This is a genomic window from Microbacterium sp. HA-8, assembly GCF_046111165.1.
In the GTDB taxonomy this organism is placed as follows: Bacteria; Actinomycetota; Actinomycetes; order Actinomycetales; family Microbacteriaceae; genus Microbacterium.
Genome location: NZ_CP162025.1, coordinates 985,492 through 1,012,073, shown reverse-complemented (window position 1 = coordinate 1,012,073; position 26,582 = coordinate 985,492). Strand labels below are relative to the sequence as shown.

Genomic DNA, 26,582 nt, shown 5'->3' with positions numbered 1-26,582 from the left:
CGCCCCAACGCGCCGCTGACGCCCCAACGTGCTGAGAGGCCGCCGGCGTCAGCGCGAGGGCACCCGCACAGGTTCGGGCGCGACCGGGTAGTCGAATGTCGGTGTGCCGGCCGCCGGATCGGACGACGGCGCCCCAGACCCAGACCTCCATCCCGACCCCGCCCGCAGCAGGTCGGTCGGGCACCAGCCCGTGACCGCGCCGACCATCAGCAGCACACTGCAGATCGCGGCCGGCACCGCGCACCACGGATTGTCGAGCGTGCTCACCGCGAACGCACCGACGAACACGGAGGCGAAACCGCGGCCGATGCGCTCACCGCGAGTGGCCGCGCAGCGCGGCGCGGCACGGGATGCTGTGGCCACAGCATCCCCCATCATTCGGCGCTCTGCGCACTTGCCTGCTGCGCGGCGATCTGCCGGCGGACGTCGTCCATGTCGAGGCCCCGTACGCCGTCGATGACCTGCTGGAGTCCCGCGGCGGGGAGCGCGCCGGGCTGCGCGAACACGATGATGCCGTCGCGGAACGCCATGAGGGTGGGGATGGACGCGATATTGAATCCCGCCGCGAGCTGCTGCTGGGCCTCGGTGTCGATCTTGCCGAAGACGATGTCGGGGTGCTCGCCTGCCGCCTGCTCGAAGACGGGGGCGAACATGCGGCACGGGCCGCACCACGCGGCCCAGAAGTCGAGCAGCACGATGCCCTCGCCAGACACGGTCTCGGTGATGTTCTCGAGGGTGATCTCTTTCGTCGCCATGGGATCATCATACCCCCTGGGGTATACCCCGGGCCCGACCCCGATGTTGGGGCGTCAGAATCACCGTGGGGCGCGCTGCTCCACGCCCCACGGTAGCGCTGACGCCCCAACGCCCAACCCACGCAGCGCTGACGCCCCCCCACGCCCGACCCGGAGCAGCGCTGACGCCCCAACGCCCGACCCCACGCAGCGCTGACGCCCCCACGTGGCGGAGGCAACACCCGGCCCGGCGCTCGCACGGCGGCACCGGCGCACGCAAGGGGTGGGATGCCGGGGCCCCGGCACGTTAGCGTCGAGGCATGGGACTCCTCGGCGACAAGCCCCGCACCGTCCGACTCGAGGGATCGCGCGTCGATCTCGAGGCCAAACGCGCCCCGTGGAGCCTGTGGGCCGACGGATTCGGCCGGCTCTCGATCCGCGCAGTGCAGGTCATCGTCGTGCTGATCGTGGCGGCGGTGCTCTTCCTCGGCATGCAGCAGATCACCGTCGTGACGATCCCGGTCGTCATCGCACTGATCCTCGCGTCGGCGTTCGCGCCCGTCATGCGCTGGATGCGCTCGCGCGGTGTGCCCTCACTCCTGGCGACGCTGATCACCCTGTTCACGATCGTGATTCTGCTGGGTCTCGTGGGCTGGCTCATCGTGTGGGCCGTGCGCAACCAGTGGGACGAGCTGTACGCGCAGGCCGAGGAGGGCGTGCAGCAGGTGATCGACTGGGTCGGCACCCTGCCGTTCGAGATCGATCAGGCGCAGATCGACGAGTGGATCGCGACCGCGACCGACTTCGTCACGAGCGCCCAGTTCGGCTCCGGCGCGCTCGCCGGCGTCAGCGCCGTCGCCAACTTCATCACGGGGTTCGTGCTCCTCGTGGTCGTGCTCTTCTTCTTCCTCAAGGACGGCCCGCAGCTGTGGGAGTTCCTGCTGCGCCCCTTCCGCGGCGAGCACTACGCCCGCGCGCAGCGCATCGGCGACAAGACGGTGTCGACCCTCGGCTCGTACATCCGCGGCACCGCCGCGGTCGCCTTCGTGGATGCTGTCGGCATCGGCATCGGACTCGCGATCCTCGGTGTGCCGCTGTGGCTGCCCCTGGCCGTGCTCGTGTTCCTGCTCGCGTTCATCCCGATCGTGGGGGCGACGCTCGCGGGCATCCTCGCCGCGCTCGTCGCGCTCGTCTCGAACGGGCTCGTCAACGCGCTCTTCGTCGTCGGCGTCGTGGTGCTCGTCAACCAGCTCGAGGGAAACTTCCTCCAGCCGGTGCTCATGGGGCGCACGCTCAAGCTGCACGCCTTCGTCGTGCTGATCGCGCTGACGATCGGCACCGTGCTCGGCGGTGTGCTCGGCGCCGTGCTGGCCGTGCCGATCACCGCGGTCGTGTGGGGCGTCGTACAGGTCTGGGACGGCCCGAACGCCCCCGCCCGCTGGGCACGACGCAAGCGCAAGGAAGAGATCGCCTAGGCCCGACGCCGCCACAGGAGCACGCACCATGCCGCATGAGATCCCCGCACCGATGCTGGCCAAGGCCGTGCCCGAGGTCCCCGACCGCACAGGGCTGAGCTTCGAACCCAAGTGGGATGGGTTCCGCGTGCTCGTGTCATGGGACGGCGAGAGCGTCGAACTCGGATCCCGCGGGGCGAAACCTCTGACCCGGTACTTCCCCGAGCTCGTCGAGGCTCTTCCGCACCTACTCCCCCGCCCCGCGCTGATCGACGGAGAGATCGTCGTCGCGATCGGCGAACCCGGTGCGCAGCGCCTGGACTGGGAGGCGCTGTCGCAGCGCATCCATCCAGCGGCCTCTCGGGTGCAGCGACTGGCGGCCGAGACCCCCGCGATGATCATCGCCTTCGACCTGCTCGTCGACGGCGATGAGGATGTCGCGGCGCTGCCCTTCGCCGAGCGCCGCGCACGCCTGGAGTCTCTGCTGGCCGGGGTGCAGCATCCCCTGCACCTGACCCGCACGACGACGGATGCCGCCCTCGCCCGCCACTGGCTCGCGGAGTTCGAGGGGGCGGGTCTGGACGGTGTCGTCGCGAAACCGATCGATCAGCCCTACGCGCCGGGCAAGCGCACGATGCTCAAGATCAAGCACGCGCGCACGGCCGACGTCGTCGCGATCGGGTACCGCGTGCACAAGAGCGGCCAGGGCGTGGGATCGCTGCTGGTCGGCCTCTACGACGACGGTGTGCTGCGCGGCGTCGGCGGGGTCGCGGCGTGGAGCGACAAGCGCCGGCTCGAGCTGGTCGACGAACTCGCCCCCCTCGTCGAGCGCGACGAGTCCGGCGATGCGGTGACGGGCGAGGGCGACCGGTCGCGCTTCTCGGGGTCGAAGGACGTCTCGTTCGTGCGGCTGCGTCCCGAGCGCGTGCTCGAGGTGCGCTACGACCAGCTCGAGGGCCGGCGTTTCCGGCACACCGTGCAGTTCGAGCGGTGGCGCCCCGACCGGGATGCTGCGTCCTGCCGGTTCGACCAGCTCGAGCAGGTGTCGGCCTACGACCTCGGCCGCGTGCTGTACTGACTCCACGGCGACGGGCTGCGTCTCGACTCACTGCGCTCGCTCAATAACCGGGGCTGCGTTTCGACCGCCGGTCGTTGAGCGAGGAGCGCAGCGACGAGACGAAACGCCCGGCGGTCACGCGTCGGGTTTGCGGGCGCGGCTGGGCTGGACGCGCGGCGGCTCTCCGGGCATCTTCGGGAACTCGGGCGGGAACGGCAGCTCCCCCAGCCCCGCCGCAAGGTCTCGCTCCCACCACTGGAGCAGGGTGTCGATGCGGCCGGACCGCTCGAGCAGACCCGCCCACGGGTCCCCGCGCTCGGCGAGGCGGGCAGGAATCGACCGGACGGTGAAGGAGGCCGGATCGACGGCATCCAACTCGTCCCATTCGATCGGGGTCGACACGCTCGCCCCCGCGAGGGCTCGGGGCGAGTAGGCGCCCGCCATCGTGCGGTCGCGGTTGGCCTGGTTGAAGTCGACGAAGATGCGCTCGCCGCGCTCTTCTTTCCACCACTTCGTCGTCACGCGATCGGGCATGCGGCGCTCGAGCTCGCGGGCCGCGGCGATCACGGCGTGCCGCACGTCGAGGAACTCGTGGGTGGGCTCGATGGGGCAGAACACGTGCAGACCGCGGTTGCCGCTGGTCTTGACCCAGGGCTCGAGACCGGCCTCGCGGAGCACCTCGCGCAGGCCGTGCGCAGCCGACACGGCCTGCGCGAAACCCGTGCCCGGCTGCGGGTCGAGGTCGATGCGCAGCTCGACCGGGTTGTCGGTGTTCGCCGTCAGCGACGCCCACGGGTGGAAGACGATCGTGTTCATCTGCACCGCCCACAGGGTCGCGGCGGTCTCGGTGAGCACGAGCTGTGGATGCCGTCGCCCGCTGTTGTAGGTCACCGTCACGGACTCGACGTAGTCGGGCGCCCCCTTGGGCGGGTTCTTCGAGAAGAAGCTCTCGCCGCCGACCGCGTCGGGAAACCGCTCGAGCGACACCGGCCGATCACCGTTGGCCGCGAGGAAGGGACCGGACACGGCGATCATGTACTCGGCGAGCTCGTGCTTGGTGATGCCCAGTTCGGGCCAGATCACGCGATTGGGGCTCGAGAGCCCGACCTCGCGGTCGCCCGCGGGACCGGGGACGGTCAGGGTGATGCGCTCGGACGCCATGGACTCGACCCTAGGCCCGGGTCCCGGCATCCGTCACCCGGTTGCGTCGGCGGGGTCGGTGTGGTCGGGCTCGGGTGCAGCGGCGGGCGCCTCGGGTGCAGCGGCGGGCGGCTCGGGCAGTGCGAGCACGGGCGCGAGGGTGTCGCGGTCGACGATCAACCAGGGCCCGGCGGCATCGACGAGCACGCCGGAGAGTTCGGGGTGATCGCGCAGCGCCTTGCCCAACTGCGCCGGCGTGAACGGCATCGGCCGGTCGCCGCGGGCCATCGCCACGATCTCGAGGGGGTGCGAATAGACCTCGAGCAACCGACGACCGTCGGCGGTGCGCGCCTCGGCGATGCCCATGCGCGGAGCCTGCCCGCCGGCGGGGGTGTTCTCGCGCACGGCGACCCAGATCGGCGTCTCGGTGAGGGTCTGCGCCAGAGACACGGCGGTCTCGGGTGTGCGTTCGGCGGCGAGCGCGGTCTTCACGCGCAGCTGCGGGTCGGCCTGCGCGAGCGCCGGTTCGAGCACAGCGCGCGGCAACACCGCGCGCGCCTGCGCGGCGGCGCCGTCGATCAGCAGCCCGGCGTACGGGCCGGCCATCATGTGACGAAAAACCGCGAGGGCGGGCTGCGCGACGGCAGACGTGTCGGCCTGGCCGTCGGCCTGCACCGCCGCCTGCAGGGCCTCGCCCGAGCTGTAGACGAGCATGAACTGCTCGTCGCCGCGCTTCGCCACCGCCAGTGGGAGCTCTTTGCCCTCCGCCAGCAGGGCGCGGGCATCGCCCCGCACCCGCAGGAAGACGTGGTTCTGCAGCAGCTGGCGGGCGACGTCGAGCAGTTCGCGGGCGGTCGGCTTCTCGCTGAGGCGGGCGAGAGCGGCGTGCAGCAGCGCGTTGTCCTTGAGGCCGGGCACGCTCTCGCGGGGCGGAGGCGCCTCGGCGGGACCCTGCACGCGCGAGGCGTTCGGCGGGGCCGTCTCAGCCGACGACATCGTCGCGGGCGACGCCGGAGTGGTCCTCGCGGGCGTCGCCGCGTCCGCGCGGGCGCGATCCTGCGGCCCCAGGGCACCCACGCCACGGAAGGTCGACAGTGAGATGTTCACCTGAGGTGTGGGCTCGGCACCCTCATCGGCGACAGCATCCGCCCGCTCTTCCGAACCGCCAGCCGCCGTGTCTTCGGCCGCCGTGTCGTCGGCGGGCGTGTCGTCGGACGTGGACGCATCCGTCGCCTTCGGGCGACGTGAGAACAGAGCCATCCTTCCAGCCTAATCGCAGGGCCCGAACGATCGGGATGCTGTCGGCGGGCCTGCACGGACCCTACAGCTTCTCGATGGGCGCGATCTTGATCAGCAGTTTCTTGGGCCCGGCGCTGTCGAATCGCACGTGCGCGACCCGCTTGGCGCCCTCTCCCGTGACGGCATCGACACGCCCCTCGCCGAAGTCCTCGTGACGGATGCGGTCGCCCGAGGCGAGCTCGAGGTCACCGTTGTCGCGCACGCGAGCGGGCACGCGGTTGGGGAATCGATCGATCGAGGAGGCCTTCGGCACGAGGTCGTCGCCGTAGCGGCGGCCCGCCGACGCCCCCTCGGGCAGGGCACGCGCGCCCCAGTTGGACGCACCGCCGGACCCCCCGGGGCGCCTGGCGTTGAGCGCGCGCGACTGCATGCCGCCGCGGGAGTTGACATCGCCGGGCGACTGACGCCAGTCGATGAGGTCGGCGGGGATCTCCTGCAGAAAACGACTGGGCATCGCGACGGTGACCTCGCCGAACTGCGCCCGGGTCATCGCGAGCGAGAGGTGCAGCTTCTTGCGGGCGCGGGTGATGCCGACGTAGAACAGGCGTCGCTCCTCGGCCGGGCCGCCCGGCTCGTTCGCCGAGATGCGGTGCGGGATCAGATCCTCCTCGACACCCGTGACGAACACCGCGTCGAACTCGAGCCCCTTCGCGGTGTGCATCGTCATGAGCGAGACCGATCCGGAGGCATCGTCGAGGTCGTCGGCGTCCGAGACGAGCGCGACCTCGGCGAGGAAGTCGATCACCGTGCCCTCGGGGTTGTTGCGGGCGAACTCCTTGGTCACCGAGATCAGCTCGTCGAGGTTCTCGAGGCGCGCCTCGTCCTGCGGGTCGCGGCTCGCACGCAGCGCGTCCATGTATCCGCTCTTGTTCAGGAGGATCGCGAGCCCTTCGGCCACCGAGGTCGCCGGCGCCAGCTCACCCGAGGGCGGGAGCATGACGGCGGACGCCTCGACCAGCACCGCGTCGAGCTGCGCGACCGCGGCCTGGATCTTGGGCCCGACGCCCAGCGCCGACGCGTTGGCCAGCGCGTCGCGGAACGTGATGCCCTCATCGGCGGCGTACCGGGCGATCGTCGCCTGCGTGACATCGCCGATGCCGCGTCGCGGCCTGTTCAGGATGCGCCGCAGGGCCATCTCGTCGGCGGGGTTGGCGACCGCGATGAGGTAGGCCATCGCGTCCTTGATCTCGGCACGCTCGTAGAACTTGGTGCCGCCCATGATCTTGTACGGAAGCGCAGAGCGGATGAAGATCTCTTCGAGCGCGCGCGACTGCGAGTTGGTGCGATAGAACACCGCGATGTCGCCGTAGGCCGTGCCCCGCCGGTGCAGCGCCTCGATCTCGTCGGCGACGAACTGCGCCTCGTCGTGCTGCGAGTAGCCGGTGAAGCCGATGATCGCGTCGCCCGCACCCACATCGGTCCAGAGCTTCTTGTCTTTGCGATCGAAGTTGTGGCTGATCACCGCGTTGGCAGCGCTGAGGATGTTCTGCGTCGAGCGGTAGTTCTGTTCGAGCAGCACGACCTTGGCGCCCGGGTAGTCGCGTTCGAACTCGCTGATGTTGCGGATGTCGGCCCCGCGGAAGGCGTATATCGACTGGTCGGAGTCGCCGACGACGGTGAGGGATGCTGCCGCCTGGTCGGGTTCGTCGCGCCGTGCGGCCGGCTCGAAGATCATCATGCCCCCGCCGCCGTCGAACCCCTCGGGCTCGGCGCCGGAACCCGGCGCGCGGGTCAGCTCGTGGATGAGGGCGTACTGCGCGTGATTGGTGTCCTGGTACTCGTCGACCAGGATGTGCCGGAATCGACGGCGGTAGGTGTCGGCGATGGTCGGGAACGCGCGGAAGAGATAGACCGTCTGGGCGATGAGGTCGTCGAAGTCGAACGCGTTGGCCCTGGTGAGCGCGCGCTGGTAGTCGGCGAAGACCTCGACGAAGACGCGCTCGGCGGGATCGGACATGTTGGCCGTGCGCGCGTACGACTCGGCGTCGGCGAGCTCGTTCTTGAGCTTGGAGATCTTGCCCTGCACCGCCGCGGGGGTCAGGCCGTAGCGGTCGGCCTCGTGCTCCTTGACCAGGCGCTTGACGAGCGCCCGCGAGTCGCCGGAGTCGTAGATCGTGAACGACGCCGTGAAACCGAAGTTCTCGGCCTCGCGCCGCAGGATCCGCACACAGGCGGAGTGGAACGTCGAGATCCACATGCCGCGCGACACGTCGCCGACGAGGGCGTGCACGCGCTCACGCATCTCGGCCGCGGCCTTGTTGGTGAACGTGATCGCGAGGATCTGGCTCGGCCACGCCTCGCGCCGGCGCAGCAGCAGCGCGATGCGCCGGGTGAGCACGCTCGTCTTGCCCGACCCCGCTCCGGCCACGATCAGCAGGGCCTCGCCGCGATACTCCACGGCCTCGCGCTGGGGCGGGTTCAGACCCGCGAGCAGGTCGTCGTCGGGTGGGGATGCTGTCGCACCGGCAGAGTCGCGGGGTCCGCGATCGCTGCCGACGACGAGGGGCGTGGAGGCATCGGTCATGGCCTGTCAAGTGTAGGCGGGGGCCCCGACATCCGCCCCCGCCCGCGAGCGCTCAGCGGAGGGGACGTCCGGCGGTCCGGATGCGGGCGAGCGCGTCGTCGAGTCCTTCGAGCCGGCGGTCGGCCGTGGCGCGCGCCTCGGCCGCGAGAGCATCGTAGGCAGCGACCGGCTCGCCCGCCCGCGCGGCGCGCGCCCGCTCGCGTTCGACCCGCTCGGCGAAGATCACGAGGTCGCGGTGGTCGCCGAGCAGATCGTGCACGGCCTCGCCCGCCGCGGCCAGGTCGGCGACGATGTCGGCGAACAGGGGCGTCGCGGCCCCGATCGCCTCGCCGACGTAACGGAGGCGCCGACCGGCCTTACGCACTTCGTGCAGTCGTTCGACGCTGCCGTCCTGCCTCTTGGCCGCGCGGCGTACGCGCCGCACCTCCCGACGCAGAATGCGGCGCAGCGCCCGGCGCGCCGACTCCTCTGCACCCTCGAGGACGGGGTCCGCGGCGAGATCGCGCAGCAGGGCGTCCGCCTCGGCCAGCCGCTCACCCTCCGCGAGCTCAACCAGCCGGGCGTGGAGGCGCTGGTACTGCATGAGCTCGTCGTCGACGAGACGGCGCCGGATGCCGTCATCCGCGATCTGCTGCTTCTCGAGCGCCTGCGCCGCGGCATCCGCCCGCACCTCCGCGTCGCGGACGACGCCGAGCTGGCCGCCCCACTCCGCGAACACCACGCGCACCCGTCGCGCGGCTGCGGGATCGAGCGGCGGTGCGAAAGCCGCCAGCACACTGCGCACACGGCGCACGGCGGTCCGATGCCGATGCACGCCGTCGGTTTCGTCGGCGAGCGCGGCGCCGCGGGTGTCGACGACGGTCGCGGCGGACGCCCGAACGATCTCGCGCACGACATCGCCGATCGGCGGTCGGGCGTCATCGCTCACGAGCTCACCCTACGTCGCCGACTATCCCGTGCGGCAGATCCCGCGATCGACTCCTGCCGTTGCGCCTGCGCCGAGATCGAGTGCTGACGACGAATGCACGACGGACGAGGGATGCTGCGCCCCATCCGTCACGCGAGTGCACATCCGTTTCGACGGTCGTGCAGATGAGCGCAGACGTTGCCAGGTGCCGTGGTCTCGGTGCACGCACGAGGCGGGACGCGTCACGGACCGCCCGCAGTACTCTGCGAGCAGTGCCGCCGGCGCGACTTCGGGACCGGCATCACCGTGGGTGTGCAATTTCGGTCGGTCATGATCTGACCCCTTTCCTTTGGCTTCATCCTTCGCCGCGTCACCGCACTCCGGTAGGGCACTTGGTCCCCCGCCGCCGATCTCGACCCATCGCGAGGACTATCCCGTGCGACGCATCGCGCGGATGCCGACCGTCAGCCCGACCGCCGCGAGCGCGAGCGCCGCCACCCAACCCCACAGCACGGTGATGTCGGCGAGGTCGCCCGACAGCAATGCCCGCTCGGCCTGCACTACCCAGTTCACCGGGTTGACGGTCGCGACCGCCCGCATCCACGGCGGCGCCGCGTCGAGCGGCAACAGCATCCCGGACAGGATCAGAAGCGGAAAGATCAGAGTCTGCTGCACGCCCCAGAAGAGCCACTCTCGATCCTTCGTCGCCAATGCGAGCGAGTAGGAGAGCGAACCGAGCCCGACACCGAAGACCGCCAGCAGCGCGACACCGATCACGAGTCCGGGCGCGTTCACGACGAAACCGAACGGCCACGCGATGGCCACGATGATGAGCGCCTGCACGACGATCGGCGCGATCTCCTTCAGCGCCCGCCCGACGAGCAGCGACGACCGCGCCAGCGGCGCGACGAGCGTGCGCTCGTGAGAGCCCGTCATCATCTCGTACTGCAGGTTCGAGCCGGTGATCCCCGTGCCGAAGAGCACGATCATGACGAGCACGCCCGGCACGAACCATTGCAGAGTCTCGGCCGCCGGCATGCCCGACTGTCCGATCAAGAGGGGGGCAAAAAGACCGAGGAACACGAGCGGCTGCAACAGACTGAAGATGAGCGAGAACGGGTCGCGCAGCAGCGGTTTGAGTTCTCGGGTCAGCACGTTCCACGTGTCGCGCGCGATGTTCGGGCGCACGGCCGTGTCGGGCCGTGCGGGGGTCTGGGCGGTCATCGGTTCGCTCCCATCGTCTCGGACGTCGCGGCATCCTTCTTGTCGTCGTCCTCTGCTCCGGAGCCCTCGCCGGCCTCCCGGAGGGTGCGGCCAGTCAGGGCGAGGAACACGTCGTCGAGGGTCGGCGGCACGCCGGTCGCTCGCAGGACACGGAGGCCGGCGGCCTCGAACGCGCGCAGAGCCTCGGGCAGGAGCGCGTCACCTTCGGGCACCGTGACACCGAGGGACGTCTCGGCCTCGTGGCGTACCTCGCGACCCGCGAGTCCGGCACGTGCGACGAGCTGCTCGAGGACCGGCCCGGCCGAGGACGCCGCGTCGGCGGACGCGAATCCGAACGTCAGCACGTCACCCGCCAGAGTCGCCTTGAGAGCCGACGCGGTGTCGTCGGCGATCACGCGCCCCCGGTCCATCACCATGACGCGCTCGGCATAGCGGTCGGCCTCTTCCAGGTAGTGCGTCGTCAGGAAGATCGTGGTGCCGTGCTCGCGGCGAAGGGTCAGGATGTGCTGCCAGAGGTTCGCGCGGCTCTGCGGATCGAGGCCGGTGGACGGCTCGTCGAGGAAGAGCAGCGGCGGGGCGTGCATGAGCCCGAGCGCGATGTCGAGCCGGCGCTTCTGCCCGCCGCTGAGCTGCTGGACGGACCGCGTCGCGAAGGCGCCGAGGTCGAGCGAGTCGATCAGTTCATCGGCTCGACGCACGGCATCGCCGCGCGACATCCCGTAGAACGCACCCTGACTGAGCAGTTCGTCGCGCGTGCGCTGCGCGAAGCTGCCGCTCGTGAGCTGCCCGACGTATCCGATGCGGGCTCGCACCGCCGCACTGTCGGTGAGGATGTCGTGGCCGACCACGCGCGCCGACCCGCTCGTCGGCGGCAGCAGCGTCGTCAGCATGCGCAGGCTCGTGGATTTTCCTGCACCGTTGGGTCCGAGGAACGCGACGAGCTCGCCTCGGTCGACGGAGAAGGAGAGATCGGTGACAGCATCCACCGTCTTCTTCTTGACGGCGAATCTCTTGGTCAGGCCCTGGGCCTCGATGATCGGTTCGTGCACCATGGGATCGACGGTAGAAGACATAGCGGACACATCCAGTCCGCATCGTGGGGCAATCTGGGCACATGTCCGGTACCACGTCACGTGCGCTGTCGATGCTCAACCTGCTCCAGACGCACCGGCACTGGCCGGGTTCGGAGCTCGCGGCGCGCTTGGGGGTGACGGAGCGCACCGTCCGGCGGGATGTGGAGCGCCTGCGCGAATTGGGCTATCGGATCGAGTCATCCCCCGGAACCGCGGGCGGCTATCGCCTCGAAGCGGGCAGCGCGGTTCCCCCGCTGCTGCTCACCGACGAAGAGGCCGTGGCGATGGCGATCGGCCTGCGTCTCGCGGCGACGCAGCGGCTCGCAGGAGGCGCCGAGACGACGCTGACCGCGCTGGCCAAGCTCGAGCAGGTGCTGCCGGCGCCGCTGCGCAGGCGCGTCTCCGCGCTGGCAAAGGCTGTGCAGCCGACGGGGATCGGTGCGGGATCGAGCGTGTCGCCCGAGATGCTGGGCGAGCTTGCGTTGGCCTGCCGCGACCACGAGAGAGTGCGCTTCACCTACACATCGGCTTCGGACGCCGTCACGGTGCGTCGTGTCGAGCCGCACTATCTCGCGCCCGCCGACCGGCACTGGTATCTGCTGTGCTGGGACCTCGACCGCGACGACTGGCGCACGTTCCGCGTGGACAGGCTCGCGGGCCTCGAGCACACCCGGGTGCTGTTCGTGCCGCGTGAGCTCTCGGCCGAGCAGGTGGATGAGTACATCACCGTTGCGACGTCGTGGGTGCGCACGGCCGTCGAGGCGAACGCGGTGCTCGAGATGCCGATCGAACGGATGCGCGCGGCGTTCGGTCAATGGGCGCAGGGCGCAGAGCCCGAGGGTGCGGACCGCACCCGTTGGCCCGTCGGCGGGCGCGACGTGCGCGAGACGATGTACGGGCTGTCTTGGATCCCGGCCGGGGTGGGGTACACGACCGACCTCGCCGAACCGGCCCGTTCGGAGCTTCGTGAGATCGTCAGGCGGATGGCGGTGGCGCTCGACGCCCCGGCGCCACCGCCTCCCGCCGCGCGGTGATACGTCATCGCGCGACATGCGAAGAAATCCGGCGCAACCCCCTCGACAGAACAGTCGGCCCCGGGTTAGCGTCGAATCATCGCGGCGACCCGGGTGGTCCCGGACACCGGCTCATACCCGGTCGCGTTGCGGGTTCGACTCCCGCCGTCGCGTCTAGTTTGAAGGGCCCGAGATCCCCGCAATTACGCGGATCTCGGGCCCTCGCATTCTCGTCGAAACGCGTTTTGCCCACATTTTGCCCACATTTTGTGAGCAGGAAACACACGATCAAGGTTGTGATGTCTCAGGACATGGGTGACGGTTCTGCATCAGGACATCGGTGACACTTCTTGTATCAGGACATCGGTGGCAGTTCTTTGGGTTTGGGTCCGCGGGGCCTGCCGTTGCCGACGTAGCGGATGCCGGGTGGTGGCCAGAGGTGTTCGACGATGAGGGTGCCGCGTTCGTCGAAGACCATGATCCCGGCGGGCTCGTAGAGGACGAACACGTCCTGTCCGCGCATCGGGTAGCTGATGTTGAAGATGCAGCCGCGGACCTTGATTGATCCGTTCGGATGGACTGTCGCGACGCGGATCCCGTCGAGCACCCGACCGTTCGGCGAGGGTGCCGGCGGGAGCGGATCGTTCGGCTTGCGTTTGATGGTTCGAGGTCTGGGCGGGGTCGCTTTCTGTGTCGCTTCCCACGCCTGCAACGGTGTGATCCGGCCGGGCAACGCCTGATGCGGGCGTTCGGTGTTGTAGATGTGGTCGAACCGGTCGACCTGAGCCTGCAGTTCTCGGAGGTTGCCGGCGATGGGCTGCTTGTCGAGGTAGCGGAACAAGGTCTGGTGGAACCGCTCGTTCTTGCCTTGCGTGGTCGGCTTGTAGGGCTTCCCGGTGATCGGTTCGACGCCGAGCCGGGACACATACTCGACGAGCTGCCCGATGATTCCGCGGCGTGAGGGGTTCAGTGCGATGCCGTTGTCCGACAGCAGCCGCTGAGGAACACCGTGACGTTTGATCGCCTTGCGGACCACCCGGATCGCGTCTCTGGAGGTCTCGCCGACGGCGGCGTGGGACGCGACGGCGTAGCGGGAGTGGTCGTCTATGAGCTGGAAGATCACGCATTTGCGGCCGCCGGCGAGGACGTACTCGGTCGCGTCGAGCTGCCAGCATGCGTTGGGCGCCGGATACACGAACCGGCGATACGCGGCCCGCGGCTTCTTCCTCGGCTCGACTCGGGCGACACCGGCCTCCCGGAAGATCCGCGCCAGAGCAGCGATCGACGGCACCGGTGCCATCCCCAGGGCGATCATCTTGTCGTGCACGCTGATCGGCCCGTGATCCAGCCCGGACTCCTCCAGCGCGCGCCGCACCCCCACTGCCTGAACCTTGACGTCGTCGGCGATGGCCGTCGGGCTGGACTTCGGTCGCCGGCTCCGCGGCTCGAGCGCCGCGGCCTGCCCCTCGACGAGGGCGCGATTGCGGATCGCGTAGAACGTCTTCCGCGAGATCGAATGCTCCGCGCAGAACGTCGTCACTACCCCACGCGGCGCATCCGGCGGCCACTGCGCGATCGCGAGACGGACACGAGGATCGACAGGCTCAACACGGCTCATCCCTCACAAATAGAGGAGAAGTGTCACCACCAAACAGCCCCGAACTGTCACCGATGTCCTGATGCAGACTCGTCACCGATGTCGTGAGACATGACACACACGATCAAGGTGTCGCCGCCCTGTCTCCCGGGAGGATGCCGGTCGCGGATTGTGGATGCCGTGGGTAACTGGTAACGGGAGTTATGACAATCGCTCGACGCCGATTCAATACGCTGCATGGGAATCGAAGGCATCGCACGGCGTCGCAGCTTGGATGCCGGGCGCACCCGGCGTGGGGACCCCCGGAGCAGATGCGCACCTCGGAGGCAGAGCATTGAGCGCCGTCAGCGACAGCATGGGCCAGCCCTTCGGTGGAGATGGTGAATTCCACCAACAGATGTCCAGATCAGCCCCGGTGTGCGGTGGTAGATGTCCCAGGCTCATCACTCGAATTCCCGTGAGACATGTCCCAGTGGTGATTGCTTCGATCATCGCTCTGATGCGGGTCACCACTGAAGAATCCTTTGAGGGAGCTCGGTGCTGTGCCCGGCCCGCGACGAGAATGGACGCATGTATCGCGGGCGGGAGCTGCCTCAGCTGCGGTTGTCACCGGCCTGTCTCCGCCGGCGATGGGTACCGCAAACGACGAATTTCAGTTTCGGGGCCTGGGGGTTTCGGCACACGGTTTCGGCACGGCGTGCCGACATCGCGGCGCTGCACCTGGTCGTCGTGCCGCAATCGATCAGTTTTGAACGTTTGCGGAAACCCACAAAGGCGGGCCAGTAGCTCTCTCAATGACCACAGACGATTGGCCACCTCTCAATAAGTCAGCATCCGATGTATAGTCATCGCATGCTGACTATTACCTCGCGACTTGACGTCATGAACCGGCTCGGCCGGGCCATGGCTGATCCGACCCGCTCTCGCATCCTGATGAGGTTGCTCGACGAGCCGAGCTATCCGGCTGTCCTTTCCCGCGATCTTGGCCTGTCACGGTCAAACGTGTCGAACCACCTCACATGCCTTCGGGACTGTGGGATTGTCGTCGCCGAGCCCGAGGGTCGACAGACCCGCTACGAAATCGCCGACCCTCACCTTGCAGCAGCGTTGAAGACGCTCGTAGACGTGACGTTGGCAGTCGATGAGAGCGCACCTTGCATCGACTCCTCCTGCACCGTGCCGGGTTGCTGCGGAACGGGGGCGAGCGCATGAGCGCGGTTCTGAGCGGCGAACGTCGCGCGAAGCTGCACCGCCGAGTGCGCTTCATCGTGGGCTTCACGATCTCCTACAACGTCATCGAGGCGATCGTCGCGATTTGGGCCGGCACGCTGGCGTCGTCCGCAGCACTGATCGGCTTCGGGCTCGACTCCATCGTGGAAGTGCTGTCAGCCGCAGCAATCGCCTGGCAGTTCACGAGGAAAGACCCCGAGCGTTGGGAGAAGGTCACCGTTCGCGCAATCGGCCTCGCGTTCTTTGCCCTCGCCGCCTACGTGACCGTCGACGCGGTAACGAGTCTGATCACCCAGGAGGGACCGGAACACAGCCTGCTCGGCCTGGGTATCACCGCATTGAGCTTGGTCATCATGCCGCTTCTGGCGTGGTTTGAAGTGCGCACCGGTCGCGAACTGGACTCTAAGAGCGTCATGGCCGACGCAAAGCAGCTCATCCTGTGCGTCTACCTCTCGGGGGCCGTGTTCATCGGCCTCATTCTCAACACCCTGTTCGGATGGTGGTGGGCCGACTCCGTGGCTGCTCTCGTGGTTGCCGTTCTCGCAATCCGTGAAGGCATCGAGGCATGGCGCGGCGACGTAGAGTCGCCGTTCGAAGTGCTCGAAGACCTTTCTGACGACGACGACCGCTAAACCATGACCACCTAACTCGGACCCGGCTGGCCCGAAACTGTGTACCGAAACCGCCTGTCCCGAAAGCCGGTTTCGATACGGCCCCCGTTTGCGGACCGCTCGCGGCCAACAGCGGATCATAGTCCCGGAAACGATCGTTTTCGGGTCAGAGCGGTAGCTGTGCCTCACGCACGAACTTGCGCTGCCAGGGGGTTTCGACGGCGTTGCGCCGATAGGCGGCGCGCACCCATGCGACGGCGTCATCGGCCGGTACCCCGTCGTACCGTGCGAGGATGGCGAGAGCGGTTCCCGTTCGCCCTGTCCCGCCACCGCAAGCAATCTCCACCCTCTCGGTGGCCGACCGGTCCTAAGCCTCACGTAGTGCGGATAGCGCGCTCGACGGCTCTCGAGGCAGACGGAAGTCCGGCCACGCAATCCACTGCGATTGCCAACTCGCCTGGTGCATGCGGGCCCTGAGATACACCCCGAAATCCGGCGCGTCAGCCAACGTCGATCGGGCCGCTTCTCAGCCCGCGCCCGCGCACCAATCGACCGCTTGGCAGTGACACCACACCGCCTAGCCCAGCTGCCCACGGTTTCATCGACGAGCACTTTCCGTCAGTCAATTGACTAAGTCGCGGCGACGGCACGCGTCCGCGCAGCATTAAGCGACGCCGACACCGTGTCCAGGTCGTCGTCGAACAGGTCGGCGTAGACATCTAGCGTCATGGCCGCGGACGCGTGGCCGAGCATCCGCTGCACCGCCTTCACATTCGCGCCCGAACTGATCGCGAGCGATGCGGCCGTGTGACGCAGGTCGTGCACCGTCATCCGCTCAAGGCCGGCCATGTCCATCGCGGTCGTGAACCACGAACGTGACTTCCCCGAGGCCCGCGGGCGCGGCAGATAGTCGAGGCCGTCGCCGAACAGGATCGCATCGCGCGACTTCCCCTCGCACAACTGCGCGATCGGCAGTTCGAGAAACTCGGGGTACGGCACCGACCGCAGTTCGTGGGTCTTCGGCGTCCCTACGTGGATCTGCGCGCCCACACGCACGGCGTTCTCGTTCACCGCGAGCCGCCGGCGCAAGGCATCAACATCGCGGACGCGCAGCGCGGTTAACTCGCCCCAACGAAGCCCTGTGTACGCCGCGAGGTACACGACGGTCGAGTGATCTCCGGATGCGACGGCGAGGCGCTCGATCTCCTGGTGGCTGAGGTATCGGTGCGCCTTTCTGCCCTTCCGAGGCAGGTTATCGACACCGCGCGCAGGGTTGTGCGGGATGCGGCGATCCTTGACCGCGATGTCGAGGACGGATGCGAGCACCCCGTGTGCGCGAATCACGACCGTTGCGCTCTTGGGTCTCGCGCCTTGCGCACGAGTGCGCGGATGGTCTCGCCGGTTCGTCTTCGCGGTGCCCGCGGACAGCTGCGAGACCCACGTTCGCACGTCGCTGTGCGCAATTGCCGAGACCTGAGTGGTTCCCCACCGCGGCATGACGTAGACGCGCCATGCGTCTTCGAGCGCCTTGTAGCTCGACGGCTTCAGTCGCGAACGCTTTGCCTCGAGCCATCCGACTCCGAGTTCGGCGATCGTGGTGCGCGCCCGAGCTGGTTCGATGTACTCCCCCGTTGCCTTCGAGACTTCGACGGTGGCGAGGAAGAGGTCGGCGTCGCGCTTGGTGCGGAAGCCGCGCTTGTCGGTCTGGCGGTGATCTGGCGTTCGGTAGCGGACGCGATACCGCTTGCCCGCGCCTGTCTCGTAGGCCTCAATCGTTCCCATGGCGACCGATCAGTGAGTCGAGAAATGCCTGGTGCTCCTCGTCGGAGATGTCGGGCTCAATACCCATCTTCTCCATCAGGCCCATTGCGATGAGTCGCGCTCCGGGCTGATCGACGACCGTCGTCATGTAGCCCCCAGACCGGGCCCGCGCGATCCAGTTCGTCGCTGTCCGCTGCTTCAGCCCCATCGTTTCGGCTACGGCGAGCGCCGGATTTTCGTTCGAGATCTCTGCGATGCGATAGACCAGCGCCGTTAGGTGAAGGGTCTCCGGATGCGTGGGCTCGAACGGCGCGAAGTCGTCGAGCATTCCTTGGCGCTGTTTGTCGCGGAGCATGATGATGCCGATAGTCCACAGCGGCAGCGAGTAGGCGATGGCGCGTCGCGCGATGGTGTGGACGCGAACTGTGCGGAGCAGCGCCCCACCGATCTCGAGCGGCAGCTGGCCCCGATCGAGTGCGAACTCGGCGATCTCGTACCTGCCCGCATCCGAGGAGTATTCGAGTCGCAGGCGAACACGGGCCCGCTCGTCGTCTTCGAGCCCGACGATGTCATCTCTTCCGACGAGCATGTCGGCTTCGATGATCGGCTTCAACGACAGGCCTGGCGGCACGAGAATGCTGCGGCCCGAGAGTCTGATCGTCTTGCTCACATCGACATGATGCCACACGGTGCGCGCTATTGACATAGCTACGCAAGTGGTTCTAGCTTGTGCGTATTGATGACATGGTTACGCAGAGGGGACAGGAAGTGGATGCCGCGGATGAATGGCTCGATCTCGATGACGCCGCCCAGATGATGCACATGACGCGCGCGGCTCTCGCGCAGCTGCGATACCGCGGTGGCGGCCCGACCTTCTACCGCATTTCTGCGAAGACGATCCTGTATAAGCGCTCCGGCGTCCTCGACTGGATGGAGAGTCGGGCGTGCACACGCACCGACGACGTACTCACGGGTCGCTGAGTTAGGGCAGAACGCGGCCTGAACGGCATCGTCCACGGGAACCCCTGCTTGAGGCCGGTCTCGCGAACCCTCACGCCGCGTACATCGCGAGGGCCTCGCGGATGAGATCCGAGCGAGACTTGTGCTCACGAGCAGCAGCTGCGTCGAGGGCGGCAAGCTCCTCGGCCGTCAGACGCAGGGCAACTACCTGCGACGGCTCCGCGCCCCGCCCCGGCCGCCCCCGACCGCGCTTCCTCAAGGCCGGGAGGTCATAGCCGACCTCGGCGTCGGCCGCCCACTCGGCGATCAGCGCTTCGGTGACCGGCGCGCCGTTGATCGTCTCGTCCGCAGCCATGTCATTAATGTAATACGAAACTCCAGCGAGCCACGGCGCCGATGACGATCGGCTGTCATTGACCACTCAACGCGCTTCGCGGGCCCGAAATCATCCGTCAGCGTCGCGGTAGGCGTCGAGCATCCGACGCAAGAGTTGCCGCACGGCCGCGCTGACCTGGGCGGGCGCCTCGATGCCTGTCCTGTCGGCTACAGCGAGGTCGATGAGAGGTGAACGACCAGTCAGCTGATCGTCCAGCCAGTCGACCGCCGCCGACACGACGGGCTGCACGACCGGATTCGTCGCCTCCAGATCACGCAAAGATGCGCCGATCGATTCCGCGGGGACGTTTCGAAGCAATCGCAGCAGGTCACCGGCATCCTTCGATGTCACACGATCCTCGCGAGCACCCTCGACTCGTTCCTGAATCTTGATCGCTTTGGCGATCACGAGAGCGGCCGGCCCAGCCACGCGAACCGCTATTGCCCGGGAGTCCTGAGGCTCCAGCGCCGTGAGCGTGACGGGGGCGCTGTCGAAGAGTGCGAGCTCAAGCCCGCGGGTGCGACGGGCGGTCAGGGAACCGTGCCCCTCGAGCGGCGCGGTGCGGCGCGAACTCGGCGGCATCGCGCCGAGCGGCACCATCAGGTCTACGACGATGCCGTCGACGGACACCCAACTTCCGGGATTGCCCGTCGCGTTCGGAGCGAAGCCAGCGTCGGCAAGCGACCGCGCAATGTCGGGATGCGTGGCGAGTAGCTCGGGATCGAGCGCCAAATCGGCGTCGGTTGTGTAGATCGGTCGAGGGTCACCAAGCGGGGCATGGACGTAGACCGCTTGTGCACCGACGAGCACGATTGCGTCGAGGTGCGGGCCCAATGCTTCGAGCGCGTCCAGCAGGACTCGTCGCGCGGCGACGTACTCGGGACTGACGTTCTCTGCGGGCATCAGCCGGCCATTCCCGGGGAGTGGATTGCCGCAAGCTCTTCACCGACTGAAGCCAGGCGCCCGCCCGCTCCCAACAGGTCGCCGACGATTCGCCATGGGACCGCTAGCCGCGGCTCGGTACCCTGCGTCCCTTCCTTAAATGGAGCCAGAAAATCAGTCCGAGCGACAAGAATGTTGCCGCCTCGGTCCGGAGCCAGGTCCATCGCACGCTCGACGCTCGGGATGTCGTCGGTATAGAGCCAGATACCCGAAGCGGGCAGCGGCGCGACCAGCTCGCGAGACTCGAACTCGATCGCGGCACCACGAACACCCGTCAGCGCGTACGTAAGTCCAGATCGCTGCAGTCGGTCAAGCGCCACTTCTTCGCCCAGGAGCGAGAAGTATCGGGTCGGCTTGAACGTGTTGGCGAATCCGTAGTCGCGGGCCCAACGTTGTGCAAGAGCCAGTCGATCAGCAACGACGATGGGACCCCCGGTGGTGTTCTTAAACAGGCCCTCTTCGCGAAGCAGATCGACCACGCGACTAGCAGTACCCAGACCGGTGCCGGTCTCACGGGAGAGCTCCCGCACCGATGCCGTTCGCCCGGCGCTTAGAAGTTGAACGATGACTTGCGACACCGCTTTGGCCTTCAGTGATCGAAGTCGCTGCGGCCCGTCGTCGCGAGGTTCCGGGTCCCGCGATGCGCCGACCCGATCGATCCAGACAGCCGGGTCGTCGCTCGAGATGCGCATATTTCCGGTCGCATCCCAGTACGACCACCCGGCTCGGATGAGTTCGTCACGCACCGCGGGCGAAAGGAAGGGCGCGACGATCACCGGCACGCTCCCGGGTCGAACGCTCGGCAGCGCTCCGACCTCGGAACGGGTTCGTGGCGGGGTCAGCTTTACGTCGGCGTCCAGCACGAGCGGAACTGATCCGAACTGCGCGCGCACTTCCGCGTCGACCCCACTGCTGCCGGTTTGGCGCTCGACGATCACCGAACGCGCTCCAACCGATTCCAGCGCGGAGCTGAACCCATCTACGAGCGAGTCCGTTCCAGAAAAGTATACGTTCCGCATAAAGTGGAACATAGCAATATATGGAACATCAGTCAACGCGGCGCCATCACCGACTCAGACCCGCGCCGTGCGGCGCCTCTCGCAACCACGACGGGGCCTCACCGACAGGCGACCGAGTTGCGTCCCTCGCCGCACGCGACAAATCCAGCCGTGCGGCATGTCGCGAGTCCTCAAGGGTCGACTCTGGGCTGCCGCGGCGCATCGCTTCGGCGAGTTCGCCCAGCGCCGCATCCTGAGAGCCCGCGACAACTACGGCCTGATTCCAGGCTCGCCCGCGGGTCAGCCCGACGTAGAGTCCCGCCGCATCGACGCCCGGGCCCACGACAGACGCATCCGAGGTGTCGCCTTGAATCCCGTGCACCGTCGACGCGTAAGCGAGCTGCACCTGGTCGGATGCGTACTCGGCCGAGACGTGTCGGCGCTCGGTGGTGTCGGCAAGATTCCGGAGTTCGATGCGCTCCGGCCGGATCGCGGTGATTACCCAGGTCGCCCGATTCTGCACTCCGGTGCTCCGGTCATTCCGCCGAGTCTGCACGACATCGCCGACGAGCAGCTGCTGACCGTCACGACCGTGAGCGACGGCATCCGCGCGGAGTGCGCCGGTCTCGACGCGACGCCGCTGGATTGCTTCGCTGATTGCGGCGGCATCGTCGTTGGTGGCCGTCACGAGCGCGACGCGCTTGCCGCGGTCAGCCCAGTCGAACCAGGCGTCCACCATAAGATCGTGCGCCGCATCCGTGCTTGCGACCCGCGCGACGTGCCCTCCGTCACCGAGGGCCGCGGCGACTTCGGCCGCATCTTCTGCCGTCGTGACCTCGCGCAACCTCAGCGTGAGATCCCCATAGGCGCGGTCGGTGAAGCGATGAATTTCACTCAGCTCGACGACGTTGTCGGCTACTTGGGTCATCGCGGCCATCGCGCCCGCGTGGCCAACGGGCGCAGCCTGGCGCGGGTCGCCGATCATGGCAATGCCGGCGCCGGTCTCCCCCGCGACGATCGCGAGCGCGTCCGCGGTGTGGAGGTCCACCATCCCGGCCTCGTCCACCACGATGCGATCGCCTCGGCTGAGTCGGAAGTCACGCGGGCCGCGGTACGTGCGGCCGGTCGCCGCATCCGTCCGACCGATCTGCAGGCGGGTCCACACAGCCGCTCCCGCTTCGTCGATTCCCCAGCGCCAACCGTGGTCGGCGAGCAACGCGTGCAGGCTGGATGCCGTGGCCCCGATCTCGCGCTCGGCCACGGCAGCCGCCTTCTTGGTCGGCGCGACCACGATCATGCGTCGCCGCTGCAGTCGCAGGGCGTGGAGTGCGACGCGCAACAGCGTCGTCTTGCCCGACCCGGCAGGACCGGTCACCGACACGAGGCGCCCGGTCCCGGCGATGGCGGAGGCCGCAGCGATCTGCGCACCAACGAGCTCCGCGCTCTCCCCCACAAAACGCCGTGCGACGGTACGCATCTGTCGTTCGTCGGGCAGCTGCCCGGGTGTGGCGAGTGCTGCAAACCTATTCGCGACGCGCAGCTTGAGCAGCACCGTCGCTTGGGCCATGAGCGCCTTGATGTGCGCAGGCTTGGCCGGATCGTCGGGCACCAGGTCGATCGTGTGCTCGGTCGCCCGAGACGCGACGTCGTCGACCAGTTCGTCGAGCGTGTCTCTCTCGGCGACGACCCCGGTTCGGGAGATGGCCCGGATGGCGCTGGCACGCAGATCCCATGACGAGAACCGCCCACTGCTCGAGACCGAACGAGCGTCGGCCTCGACGAGCGCCATCCGCGCGAGCAAATCGCGATCGAGGTCGGCGATCGACGTGGGGTCGAGCCGGGCAGGATTCCGCCGCCAAAGAAGGATGGGATCGATATTGGCGAGTTCACTGCGCACCCGTTCTTCCCACTCGGCTTCATCAAGATGTGCAGGTTTTCCCGGGCGTCGCTGCGCCCAAGCCAGCTCGTCGATGTGGTGAAGATCGTCGACGCCAGGTTGCCGCCCAAGGTGCTCCTCGCGCCACTCCGCAATCAGCCGAACACGGTTGGCCTCGATCTGGTTCGAGCGTCGCGAGAGCGGGCGCACGACATGGACAAGCTGCGCGATCTCGCCATTCGCGTCGAGCGTGTAGCCGTGGGCGGCGAGTGCGGCTACCCATCGTGGGTCGCTGCGAGCCGCCAACTCACCCTCCGCGTTGACCACGTTGTGGAGCTTGAGCGCAACCCGTGAGTCGAGGCTCGACCATTTGCCGTCGGTCCCCTGCACCTTCATGTTCAGCCACAGGTGTCGATGGATGTGCGGGTCGAGCGCCCGCGACCGCCGATGCTGCAACTCGACGACTTCGAGCCGAGCGATGTCTTCACGGATGCGTCCGCCCCGGCCACGACGCGCGTTCAACTCGCGCTGCCAGAGCAGGATGGTGCGGTCGCGCATCCGGTCCTGCAGCAACTCGAACTCGTGGGCGAGCTCCGGGTCAAGGAGCGCTGCGACGCTGTAGGACTTCGGGAAGTTGATCGTCCCGTCTAGGAGCAGGTCAGTGTTATCTGATCGGTGCATGAGTCCGCGTGGTTCACCCGTCTTGGGGTCCTCCCCTTGGATCCACCGCCGCAGCGCGGACGCATCCAGCTCGTCGCGAGCCAGCTCCCCCGCTACCGCCACGAATCGTGTGACGGTGGCCTCGTCGGTCGCACCGTAGTGCCGTGCAGATTCAACTCCTGTCGGAGCACGGTGCGCATCACATGTGCCGTCGAACGCGTACGAGATCGCATTGCGGATGCCGCGGGATTCAGCCCCGCGCTTCCAACTCCGCAATCCGCCTCGCATGACAGCAGGATACATGCGTAGTTGTGTCACCACCAGGAATGGTGCCTACGTGCATTGTCGTTTCGTCACTCTTGTCGCTCTTGCGTCGCGGCTCGTATCGTCGGCGATCGCGTTCCGTCGATCGTCCCAAGGCGTCTCGACGTGTTCGCATGAGCGACCTTCATCGGCCACCTTCGCGGGCGGATCTTACGAGAATCGGTCCACTCCTCAGCCTGCGGCCTCGTCGATTCCCCAGCATGGCCCGGCGTATCGCTCGAGGCAGGACCCGCTCTCGATCACCCACCCGAGGAGCGAAGCGGGAAGAATGGCTTCATGCCCACAGACGACGACATGAAGTTTCAGACTGGCGCGAGCAATTTCGGCGAGGACTGGACGCTCGAGGGCGAAGAGGCTGCGCTCCACATCCTCCTCATCGGGAGTCGTCGTGACCAGGATCTTCAGGCTCTTCTAGCCGAAGCCTTGGGCCGCACGGTCGACGGTGTCGACTGGAAAATCGACAGTATGGCGTCCAACCTCGAGCAGTTCCGGACGCCGAATGAGAAACCACTGGGCTTGAGTTCCCGACAGACGAGACTCCTTCGTGACTACGAGCGCGACTCTGATCGGGTAACCGAACGTTGCAGACTCTCTTACGAGCGCCTTGTCGGCGGCGAGAAGCCCGCGACCTTGTCCGCAGAGCGCCGACTCGCGGAGCAGCAAGCGCGAACTTGCCCAGTCTGCTTCACCGAGTACACCGCCGACGGATCGTGCATGTGCGTGTGACGTCCTCATGTCGCCACTCGCGACCGGGGTGGGGTGGAGGAGTCGTCAGGGGTGGGTCGCGTTGATCTTCTTGGCGAGGGCCTCGAAGTTGTCGAGCGTCGTTGCGGACAACGCGTCCACGCGGGCGGGGTCGCGCAGCAGCATCTCGGCGGGCCGCCAGTGGTCGAACTTGGGCTCTCCCGCGGACTCCAGCCGCTTCAGGATGCGATCGTGGTGCTCCGACAGCCTCTCAGCCGTGACGCTCCTGCCCAGCGCCTCGTTGTAGAGCGCGAGGTAATCGTCCACCGAGAACAGGTCCTCGATATCGGCGTGATTCTGCTGAAGCACCGAGCTGACGAGAATCACCCGATCGCTGTCGATCTTGTTCGCGTTCATCGCTGCTTCGACCTTGCCCGCGCCCTCGACACCCGAGTCGAGCAGGACGGTGACCGAGACCTTCCGGCCGAGGAGTGACACGAAGGTGGGTACGTTCGAGGAACCGCCAGCGGGAAGGATGCGCCAGCGTTCGTCGAGCCCCACCCTTCCGACCTTGCGGAGGGCACGACTGATCAGGTCGAGATAGGCAAGGTCCGACGGGCCCTCGACGAGCAGGTTCCGCTCGCCGATGAAGAGGTTCTGACTAAGGTCGTAGCCCAGCGCGGCCTGCAGCGGGAACGCGCTGTCCTCGCCCACCTCCAACGCGTCGGAGGAGGTGACCGACCCGATGTCCTCGCCGCGATCCTCGACCACACGGACGCGCTCGATCTGGTCGACCATGAACGGCGAGTGTGTCGTGTAGATGACCTGCCCGGCCGGCGCGAGGCGCTCGTTGATGAATCGCAGGAAGTCCCTCTGGGCCTTGGCGTGGAGCGTGAGGCCGGGTTCGTCGAGCAGGATGACGACGTCCTCGCCGCGGCTCTCGAACTCGCTGAATGCCGCGAGGAACGAGAAGAACCACCTATAGCCCGACGACCGGCGGGAGAAGTTGTTGGTGAAGTCGTGCTTGCGGTCCTCGACGCGAAAGTTGAGATAGCGGATGACGCTGCGCTCTCCGCGAGCGTCCGCGACCGTCTCGGGCTCCGTCATGATCTTGATGCGGAGCTCGGGGTTGGTGCTCCAGTACGCCTTCATCTCCCTGGACAGGTCGTTGGAGACCGACTCGAGTTCCGCCGTGCTCGACTCGAAGTTTGAATTTGCCATCGCGTTGACGTCGGTATTCGCGAGCTTCAGGAGAGCACGAGCGGTCTGCCGGGGAGATGCACCAGGCTGCTCGTCCGCATCCTCCCTGAGCGTCGCCACATCAACCCGTCCCTCTAGACTCTGGTAGTCCGAGAAGAGGAAGAACTTGGGCATGCGAGCCAGGATGATCGAGTTTGCGACGGCCCCGAGATCGCCGGTACCGACGACCGCAGAGATGCGTGCGAGCACCTCCTGGGTGGACGTGCCAGGCGCAGAAGTGGGAGCCGACGATCTGACAGTCTCGCCCGCGTCCTCGACCCCCGCTGCTGCATCCGCGGCTTCGGCAGCGGCACGGGCAACGCCATCGGCCTCCTCCTGAGCCACCGCCTGAAGCGCAGCGCGTAGTGCGGCGACGGTGTTGTATTGCTCAGCGAAAGCCTGTGCGTCAGGGTGCCCTTCGAGAACGTTCTGGAGGAACCGTGCCTCGTCGAGCTCGACCTGTGCCCACGTCTCACCGCTGTAGCGGCGACCGACCAGCGCACTGTCGGCAGCCACGACGCCCGTCGCCAAGGGTCGCCGTCAGCGTGTCGAGATCGGCCTTGTCGAGGCGGAAGGTCGCCTGGATCGGCGAGACCTGCAGGAGGTCCTCGCTGCGGCTGTCGCGACTCCGCCTCCAGCGCGGGTAGTCCTCAAGCTCTACGAAGCCGTCGCCGTAGACGGGATTGAGCCGGTAAAGCGCGTCCAGCATCGTGGACTTACCGGACTCGTTCATTCCCACGAGGGTCGTGATGTCCTCCTCGGCGGACACCTCACTCGAGTCCAGCACATTCTTGTACTTGTACACCTGAAACGATGACAGCTGCATCGCGCCCCCCTCACGCCTCGAAGATCAACGCCTCTGACCCTAGCTGGGCGTACGGACACGTCGAGGTTTCAAC

At 67.5% G+C, this 26,582-nt stretch carries 23 protein-coding genes, 1 tRNA gene and 1 pseudogene; 8 read left to right on the top strand and 17 right to left on the bottom strand.

Annotated elements, in window-relative coordinates; all coding sequences use genetic code 11:
- Positions 1–48: 48 nt before the first annotated feature.
- Positions 49–378: a hypothetical protein gene (locus AB2L57_RS04820; protein ID WP_292811213.1), complete on the bottom strand. Its 330-nt coding sequence runs from the start codon at positions 376–378 to the stop codon at positions 49–51.
- Positions 375–755, bottom strand: a complete 381-nt coding sequence (gene trxA / locus AB2L57_RS04815) for a thioredoxin (protein ID WP_292811216.1) — start codon at positions 753–755, stop codon at positions 375–377. Before trxA ends, AB2L57_RS04820 begins: the two co-directional genes overlap by 4 nt.
- Positions 756–1,054: 299 nt before the next feature.
- On the opposite strand from trxA, the gene AB2L57_RS04810 reads away from it, so the two are divergent.
- Positions 1,055–2,209, top strand: a complete 1,155-nt coding sequence (locus tag AB2L57_RS04810) for an AI-2E family transporter (protein ID WP_409048212.1) — start codon at positions 1,055–1,057, stop codon at positions 2,207–2,209.
- A 28-nt stretch (positions 2,210–2,237) separates the two neighbouring features.
- Positions 2,238–3,266 (top strand): ATP-dependent DNA ligase, encoded by a 1,029-nt coding sequence (locus AB2L57_RS04805; RefSeq protein WP_292811220.1) that lies wholly within the window; start codon positions 2,238–2,240, stop codon positions 3,264–3,266.
- Positions 3,267–3,380: 114 nt separating this feature from the next.
- Here the strand turns inward: AB2L57_RS04805 and ligD are convergent, their stop codons facing one another.
- The 6 genes from ligD to AB2L57_RS04775 form a co-directional block, all read right to left on the bottom strand.
- A complete protein-coding gene (ligD, locus tag AB2L57_RS04800; RefSeq protein WP_409048211.1) occupies positions 3,381–4,406 on the bottom strand; it encodes a non-homologous end-joining DNA ligase in 1,026 nt (341 codons plus the stop codon).
- Between the two features lie 33 nt (positions 4,407–4,439).
- Positions 4,440–5,645 carry an SseB family protein gene (locus AB2L57_RS04795; protein WP_409048210.1) on the bottom strand — a complete coding sequence of 402 codons (1,206 nt, stop codon included), beginning with the start codon at positions 5,643–5,645 and terminating at the stop codon, positions 4,440–4,442.
- A 61-nt stretch (positions 5,646–5,706) separates the two neighbouring features.
- The gene (locus tag AB2L57_RS04790) at positions 5,707–8,208 is read right to left on the bottom strand and encodes an ATP-dependent helicase (protein ID WP_409048209.1); all 2,502 of its coding nucleotides are present in this window, start codon (positions 8,206–8,208) and stop codon (positions 5,707–5,709) included.
- A gap of 52 nt (positions 8,209–8,260) precedes the next feature.
- On the bottom strand, positions 8,261–9,136 hold the full coding sequence (locus AB2L57_RS04785) for a CHAD domain-containing protein (protein ID WP_409048208.1): 876 nt from the start codon (positions 9,134–9,136) through the stop codon (positions 8,261–8,263).
- Positions 9,137–9,544: 408 nt separating this feature from the next.
- A complete protein-coding gene (locus tag AB2L57_RS04780; RefSeq protein ID WP_292811231.1) occupies positions 9,545–10,339 on the bottom strand; it encodes an ABC transporter permease in 795 nt (264 codons plus the stop codon).
- Positions 10,336–11,391: an ABC transporter ATP-binding protein gene (locus tag AB2L57_RS04775; protein WP_292811233.1), complete on the bottom strand. Its 1,056-nt coding sequence runs from the start codon at positions 11,389–11,391 to the stop codon at positions 10,336–10,338. The genes AB2L57_RS04780 and AB2L57_RS04775 overlap by 4 nt, the downstream gene beginning before the upstream one ends.
- 62 nt (positions 11,392–11,453) lie before the next feature.
- Between AB2L57_RS04775 and AB2L57_RS04770 the strand changes: the two genes are divergently transcribed.
- Both AB2L57_RS04770 and AB2L57_RS04765 read left to right on the top strand, forming a co-directional pair.
- Positions 11,454–12,446 (top strand): YafY family protein, encoded by a 993-nt coding sequence (locus AB2L57_RS04770; protein WP_292811236.1) that lies wholly within the window; start codon positions 11,454–11,456, stop codon positions 12,444–12,446.
- A gap of 80 nt (positions 12,447–12,526) precedes the next feature.
- Positions 12,527–12,599 (top strand) — tRNA-Met (locus AB2L57_RS04765).
- A gap of 155 nt (positions 12,600–12,754) precedes the next feature.
- On the opposite strand, the pseudogene AB2L57_RS04760 reads toward AB2L57_RS04765, so the two are convergent.
- Positions 12,755–13,965, bottom strand: a pseudogene (locus AB2L57_RS04760) (integrase core domain-containing protein).
- 909 nt (positions 13,966–14,874) lie between these two features.
- Here AB2L57_RS04760 and AB2L57_RS04755 point away from each other — a divergent pair.
- Together AB2L57_RS04755 and AB2L57_RS04750 are read left to right on the top strand one after the other, a co-directional pair.
- A complete protein-coding gene (locus tag AB2L57_RS04755) occupies positions 14,875–15,234 on the top strand; it encodes a helix-turn-helix transcriptional regulator (protein WP_100809995.1) in 360 nt (119 codons plus the stop codon).
- Entirely contained in the window at positions 15,231–15,884 is a 654-nt protein-coding gene (locus AB2L57_RS04750) for a cation diffusion facilitator family transporter (protein WP_036300494.1), read from the top strand. The genes AB2L57_RS04755 and AB2L57_RS04750 overlap by 4 nt, the downstream gene beginning before the upstream one ends.
- 609 nt (positions 15,885–16,493) lie before the next feature.
- Here AB2L57_RS04750 and AB2L57_RS04745 read toward each other — a convergent pair.
- On the bottom strand, positions 16,494–17,645 hold the full coding sequence (locus tag AB2L57_RS04745) for a site-specific integrase (RefSeq protein WP_100809994.1): 1,152 nt from the start codon (positions 17,643–17,645) through the stop codon (positions 16,494–16,496).
- On the bottom strand, positions 17,632–18,294 hold the full coding sequence (locus tag AB2L57_RS04740) for a hypothetical protein (RefSeq protein WP_146048099.1): 663 nt from the start codon (positions 18,292–18,294) through the stop codon (positions 17,632–17,634). Before AB2L57_RS04740 ends, AB2L57_RS04745 begins: the two co-directional genes overlap by 14 nt.
- 74 nt (positions 18,295–18,368) lie before the next feature.
- Here AB2L57_RS04740 and AB2L57_RS04735 point away from each other — a divergent pair, with 74 nt between their 5' ends.
- Complete coding sequence (locus AB2L57_RS04735; protein ID WP_146048098.1) at positions 18,369–18,605, top strand: helix-turn-helix domain-containing protein; 237 nt, start codon at positions 18,369–18,371, stop codon at positions 18,603–18,605.
- A gap of 70 nt (positions 18,606–18,675) precedes the next feature.
- Here the strand turns inward: AB2L57_RS04735 and AB2L57_RS04730 are convergent, their stop codons facing one another.
- The 4 genes from AB2L57_RS04730 to AB2L57_RS04715 all read right to left on the bottom strand — a co-directional run bounded on the left by AB2L57_RS04730 (position 18,676) and on the right by AB2L57_RS04715 (position 23,724).
- On the bottom strand, positions 18,676–18,939 hold the full coding sequence (locus AB2L57_RS04730) for a ribbon-helix-helix protein, CopG family (protein ID WP_100809991.1): 264 nt from the start codon (positions 18,937–18,939) through the stop codon (positions 18,676–18,678).
- A gap of 90 nt (positions 18,940–19,029) precedes the next feature.
- Positions 19,030–19,863 carry a GSU2403 family nucleotidyltransferase fold protein gene (locus tag AB2L57_RS04725; protein ID WP_100809990.1) on the bottom strand — a complete coding sequence of 278 codons (834 nt, stop codon included), beginning with the start codon at positions 19,861–19,863 and terminating at the stop codon, positions 19,030–19,032.
- The gene (locus AB2L57_RS04720; RefSeq protein ID WP_100809989.1) at positions 19,863–20,840 is read right to left on the bottom strand and encodes a hypothetical protein; all 978 of its coding nucleotides are present in this window, start codon (positions 20,838–20,840) and stop codon (positions 19,863–19,865) included. The genes AB2L57_RS04725 and AB2L57_RS04720 overlap by 1 nt, the downstream gene beginning before the upstream one ends.
- Positions 20,841–20,967: 127 nt before the next feature.
- The gene (locus AB2L57_RS04715) at positions 20,968–23,724 is read right to left on the bottom strand and encodes an AAA family ATPase (protein WP_181003498.1); all 2,757 of its coding nucleotides are present in this window, start codon (positions 23,722–23,724) and stop codon (positions 20,968–20,970) included.
- Positions 23,725–24,036: 312 nt separating this feature from the next.
- On the opposite strand from AB2L57_RS04715, the gene AB2L57_RS04710 reads away from it, so the two are divergent.
- Positions 24,037–24,486, top strand: a complete 450-nt coding sequence (locus AB2L57_RS04710) for a hypothetical protein (protein WP_100809987.1) — start codon at positions 24,037–24,039, stop codon at positions 24,484–24,486.
- 45 nt (positions 24,487–24,531) lie between these two features.
- Here the strand turns inward: AB2L57_RS04710 and AB2L57_RS04705 are convergent, their stop codons facing one another.
- Together AB2L57_RS04705 and AB2L57_RS04700 are read right to left on the bottom strand one after the other, a co-directional pair.
- Positions 24,532–26,199: an ATP-dependent endonuclease gene (locus tag AB2L57_RS04705; RefSeq protein WP_100809986.1), complete on the bottom strand. Its 1,668-nt coding sequence runs from the start codon at positions 26,197–26,199 to the stop codon at positions 24,532–24,534.
- A complete protein-coding gene (locus AB2L57_RS04700) occupies positions 26,156–26,509 on the bottom strand; it encodes a hypothetical protein (RefSeq protein WP_100809985.1) in 354 nt (117 codons plus the stop codon). Before AB2L57_RS04700 ends, AB2L57_RS04705 begins: the two co-directional genes overlap by 44 nt.
- Positions 26,510–26,582 lie beyond the last annotated feature (73 nt).

Bases quoted from the DNA above. Each gene is read 5' to 3' on its own strand.
- AB2L57_RS04790 (WP_409048209.1), bottom strand. From the start codon at position 8,208: ATGACCGATGCCTCCACGCCCCTCGTCGTCGGCAGCGATCGCGGACCC.
- AB2L57_RS04810 (WP_409048212.1), top strand. From the start codon at position 1,055: ATGGGACTCCTCGGCGACAAGCCCCGCACCGTCCGACTCGAGGGATCG.
- AB2L57_RS04700 (WP_100809985.1), bottom strand. From the start codon at position 26,509: ATGCAGCTGTCATCGTTTCAGGTGTACAAGTACAAGAATGTGCTGGAC.
- AB2L57_RS04755 (WP_100809995.1), top strand. From the start codon at position 14,875: ATGCTGACTATTACCTCGCGACTTGACGTCATGAACCGGCTCGGCCGG.
- AB2L57_RS04730 (WP_100809991.1), bottom strand. From the start codon at position 18,939: ATGGCTGCGGACGAGACGATCAACGGCGCGCCGGTCACCGAAGCGCTG.
- AB2L57_RS04735 (WP_146048098.1), top strand. From the start codon at position 18,369: ATGGTTACGCAGAGGGGACAGGAAGTGGATGCCGCGGATGAATGGCTC.
- trxA (WP_292811216.1), bottom strand. From the start codon at position 755: ATGGCGACGAAAGAGATCACCCTCGAGAACATCACCGAGACCGTGTCT.
- AB2L57_RS04750 (WP_036300494.1), top strand. From the start codon at position 15,231: ATGAGCGCGGTTCTGAGCGGCGAACGTCGCGCGAAGCTGCACCGCCGA.
- AB2L57_RS04710 (WP_100809987.1), top strand. From the start codon at position 24,037: ATGCCCACAGACGACGACATGAAGTTTCAGACTGGCGCGAGCAATTTC.
- AB2L57_RS04745 (WP_100809994.1), bottom strand. From the start codon at position 17,645: ATGGGAACGATTGAGGCCTACGAGACAGGCGCGGGCAAGCGGTATCGC.
- AB2L57_RS04820 (WP_292811213.1), bottom strand. From the start codon at position 378: ATGATGGGGGATGCTGTGGCCACAGCATCCCGTGCCGCGCCGCGCTGC.
- AB2L57_RS04725 (WP_100809990.1), bottom strand. From the start codon at position 19,863: ATGCCCGCAGAGAACGTCAGTCCCGAGTACGTCGCCGCGCGACGAGTC.
- AB2L57_RS04715 (WP_181003498.1), bottom strand. From the start codon at position 23,724: ATGCGAGGCGGATTGCGGAGTTGGAAGCGCGGGGCTGAATCCCGCGGC.
- AB2L57_RS04780 (WP_292811231.1), bottom strand. From the start codon at position 10,339: ATGACCGCCCAGACCCCCGCACGGCCCGACACGGCCGTGCGCCCGAAC.
- AB2L57_RS04795 (WP_409048210.1), bottom strand. From the start codon at position 5,645: ATGGCTCTGTTCTCACGTCGCCCGAAGGCGACGGATGCGTCCACGTCC.
- ligD (WP_409048211.1), bottom strand. From the start codon at position 4,406: ATGGCGTCCGAGCGCATCACCCTGACCGTCCCCGGTCCCGCGGGCGAC.
- AB2L57_RS04805 (WP_292811220.1), top strand. From the start codon at position 2,238: ATGCCGCATGAGATCCCCGCACCGATGCTGGCCAAGGCCGTGCCCGAG.
- AB2L57_RS04775 (WP_292811233.1), bottom strand. From the start codon at position 11,391: ATGGTGCACGAACCGATCATCGAGGCCCAGGGCCTGACCAAGAGATTC.
- AB2L57_RS04770 (WP_292811236.1), top strand. From the start codon at position 11,454: ATGTCCGGTACCACGTCACGTGCGCTGTCGATGCTCAACCTGCTCCAG.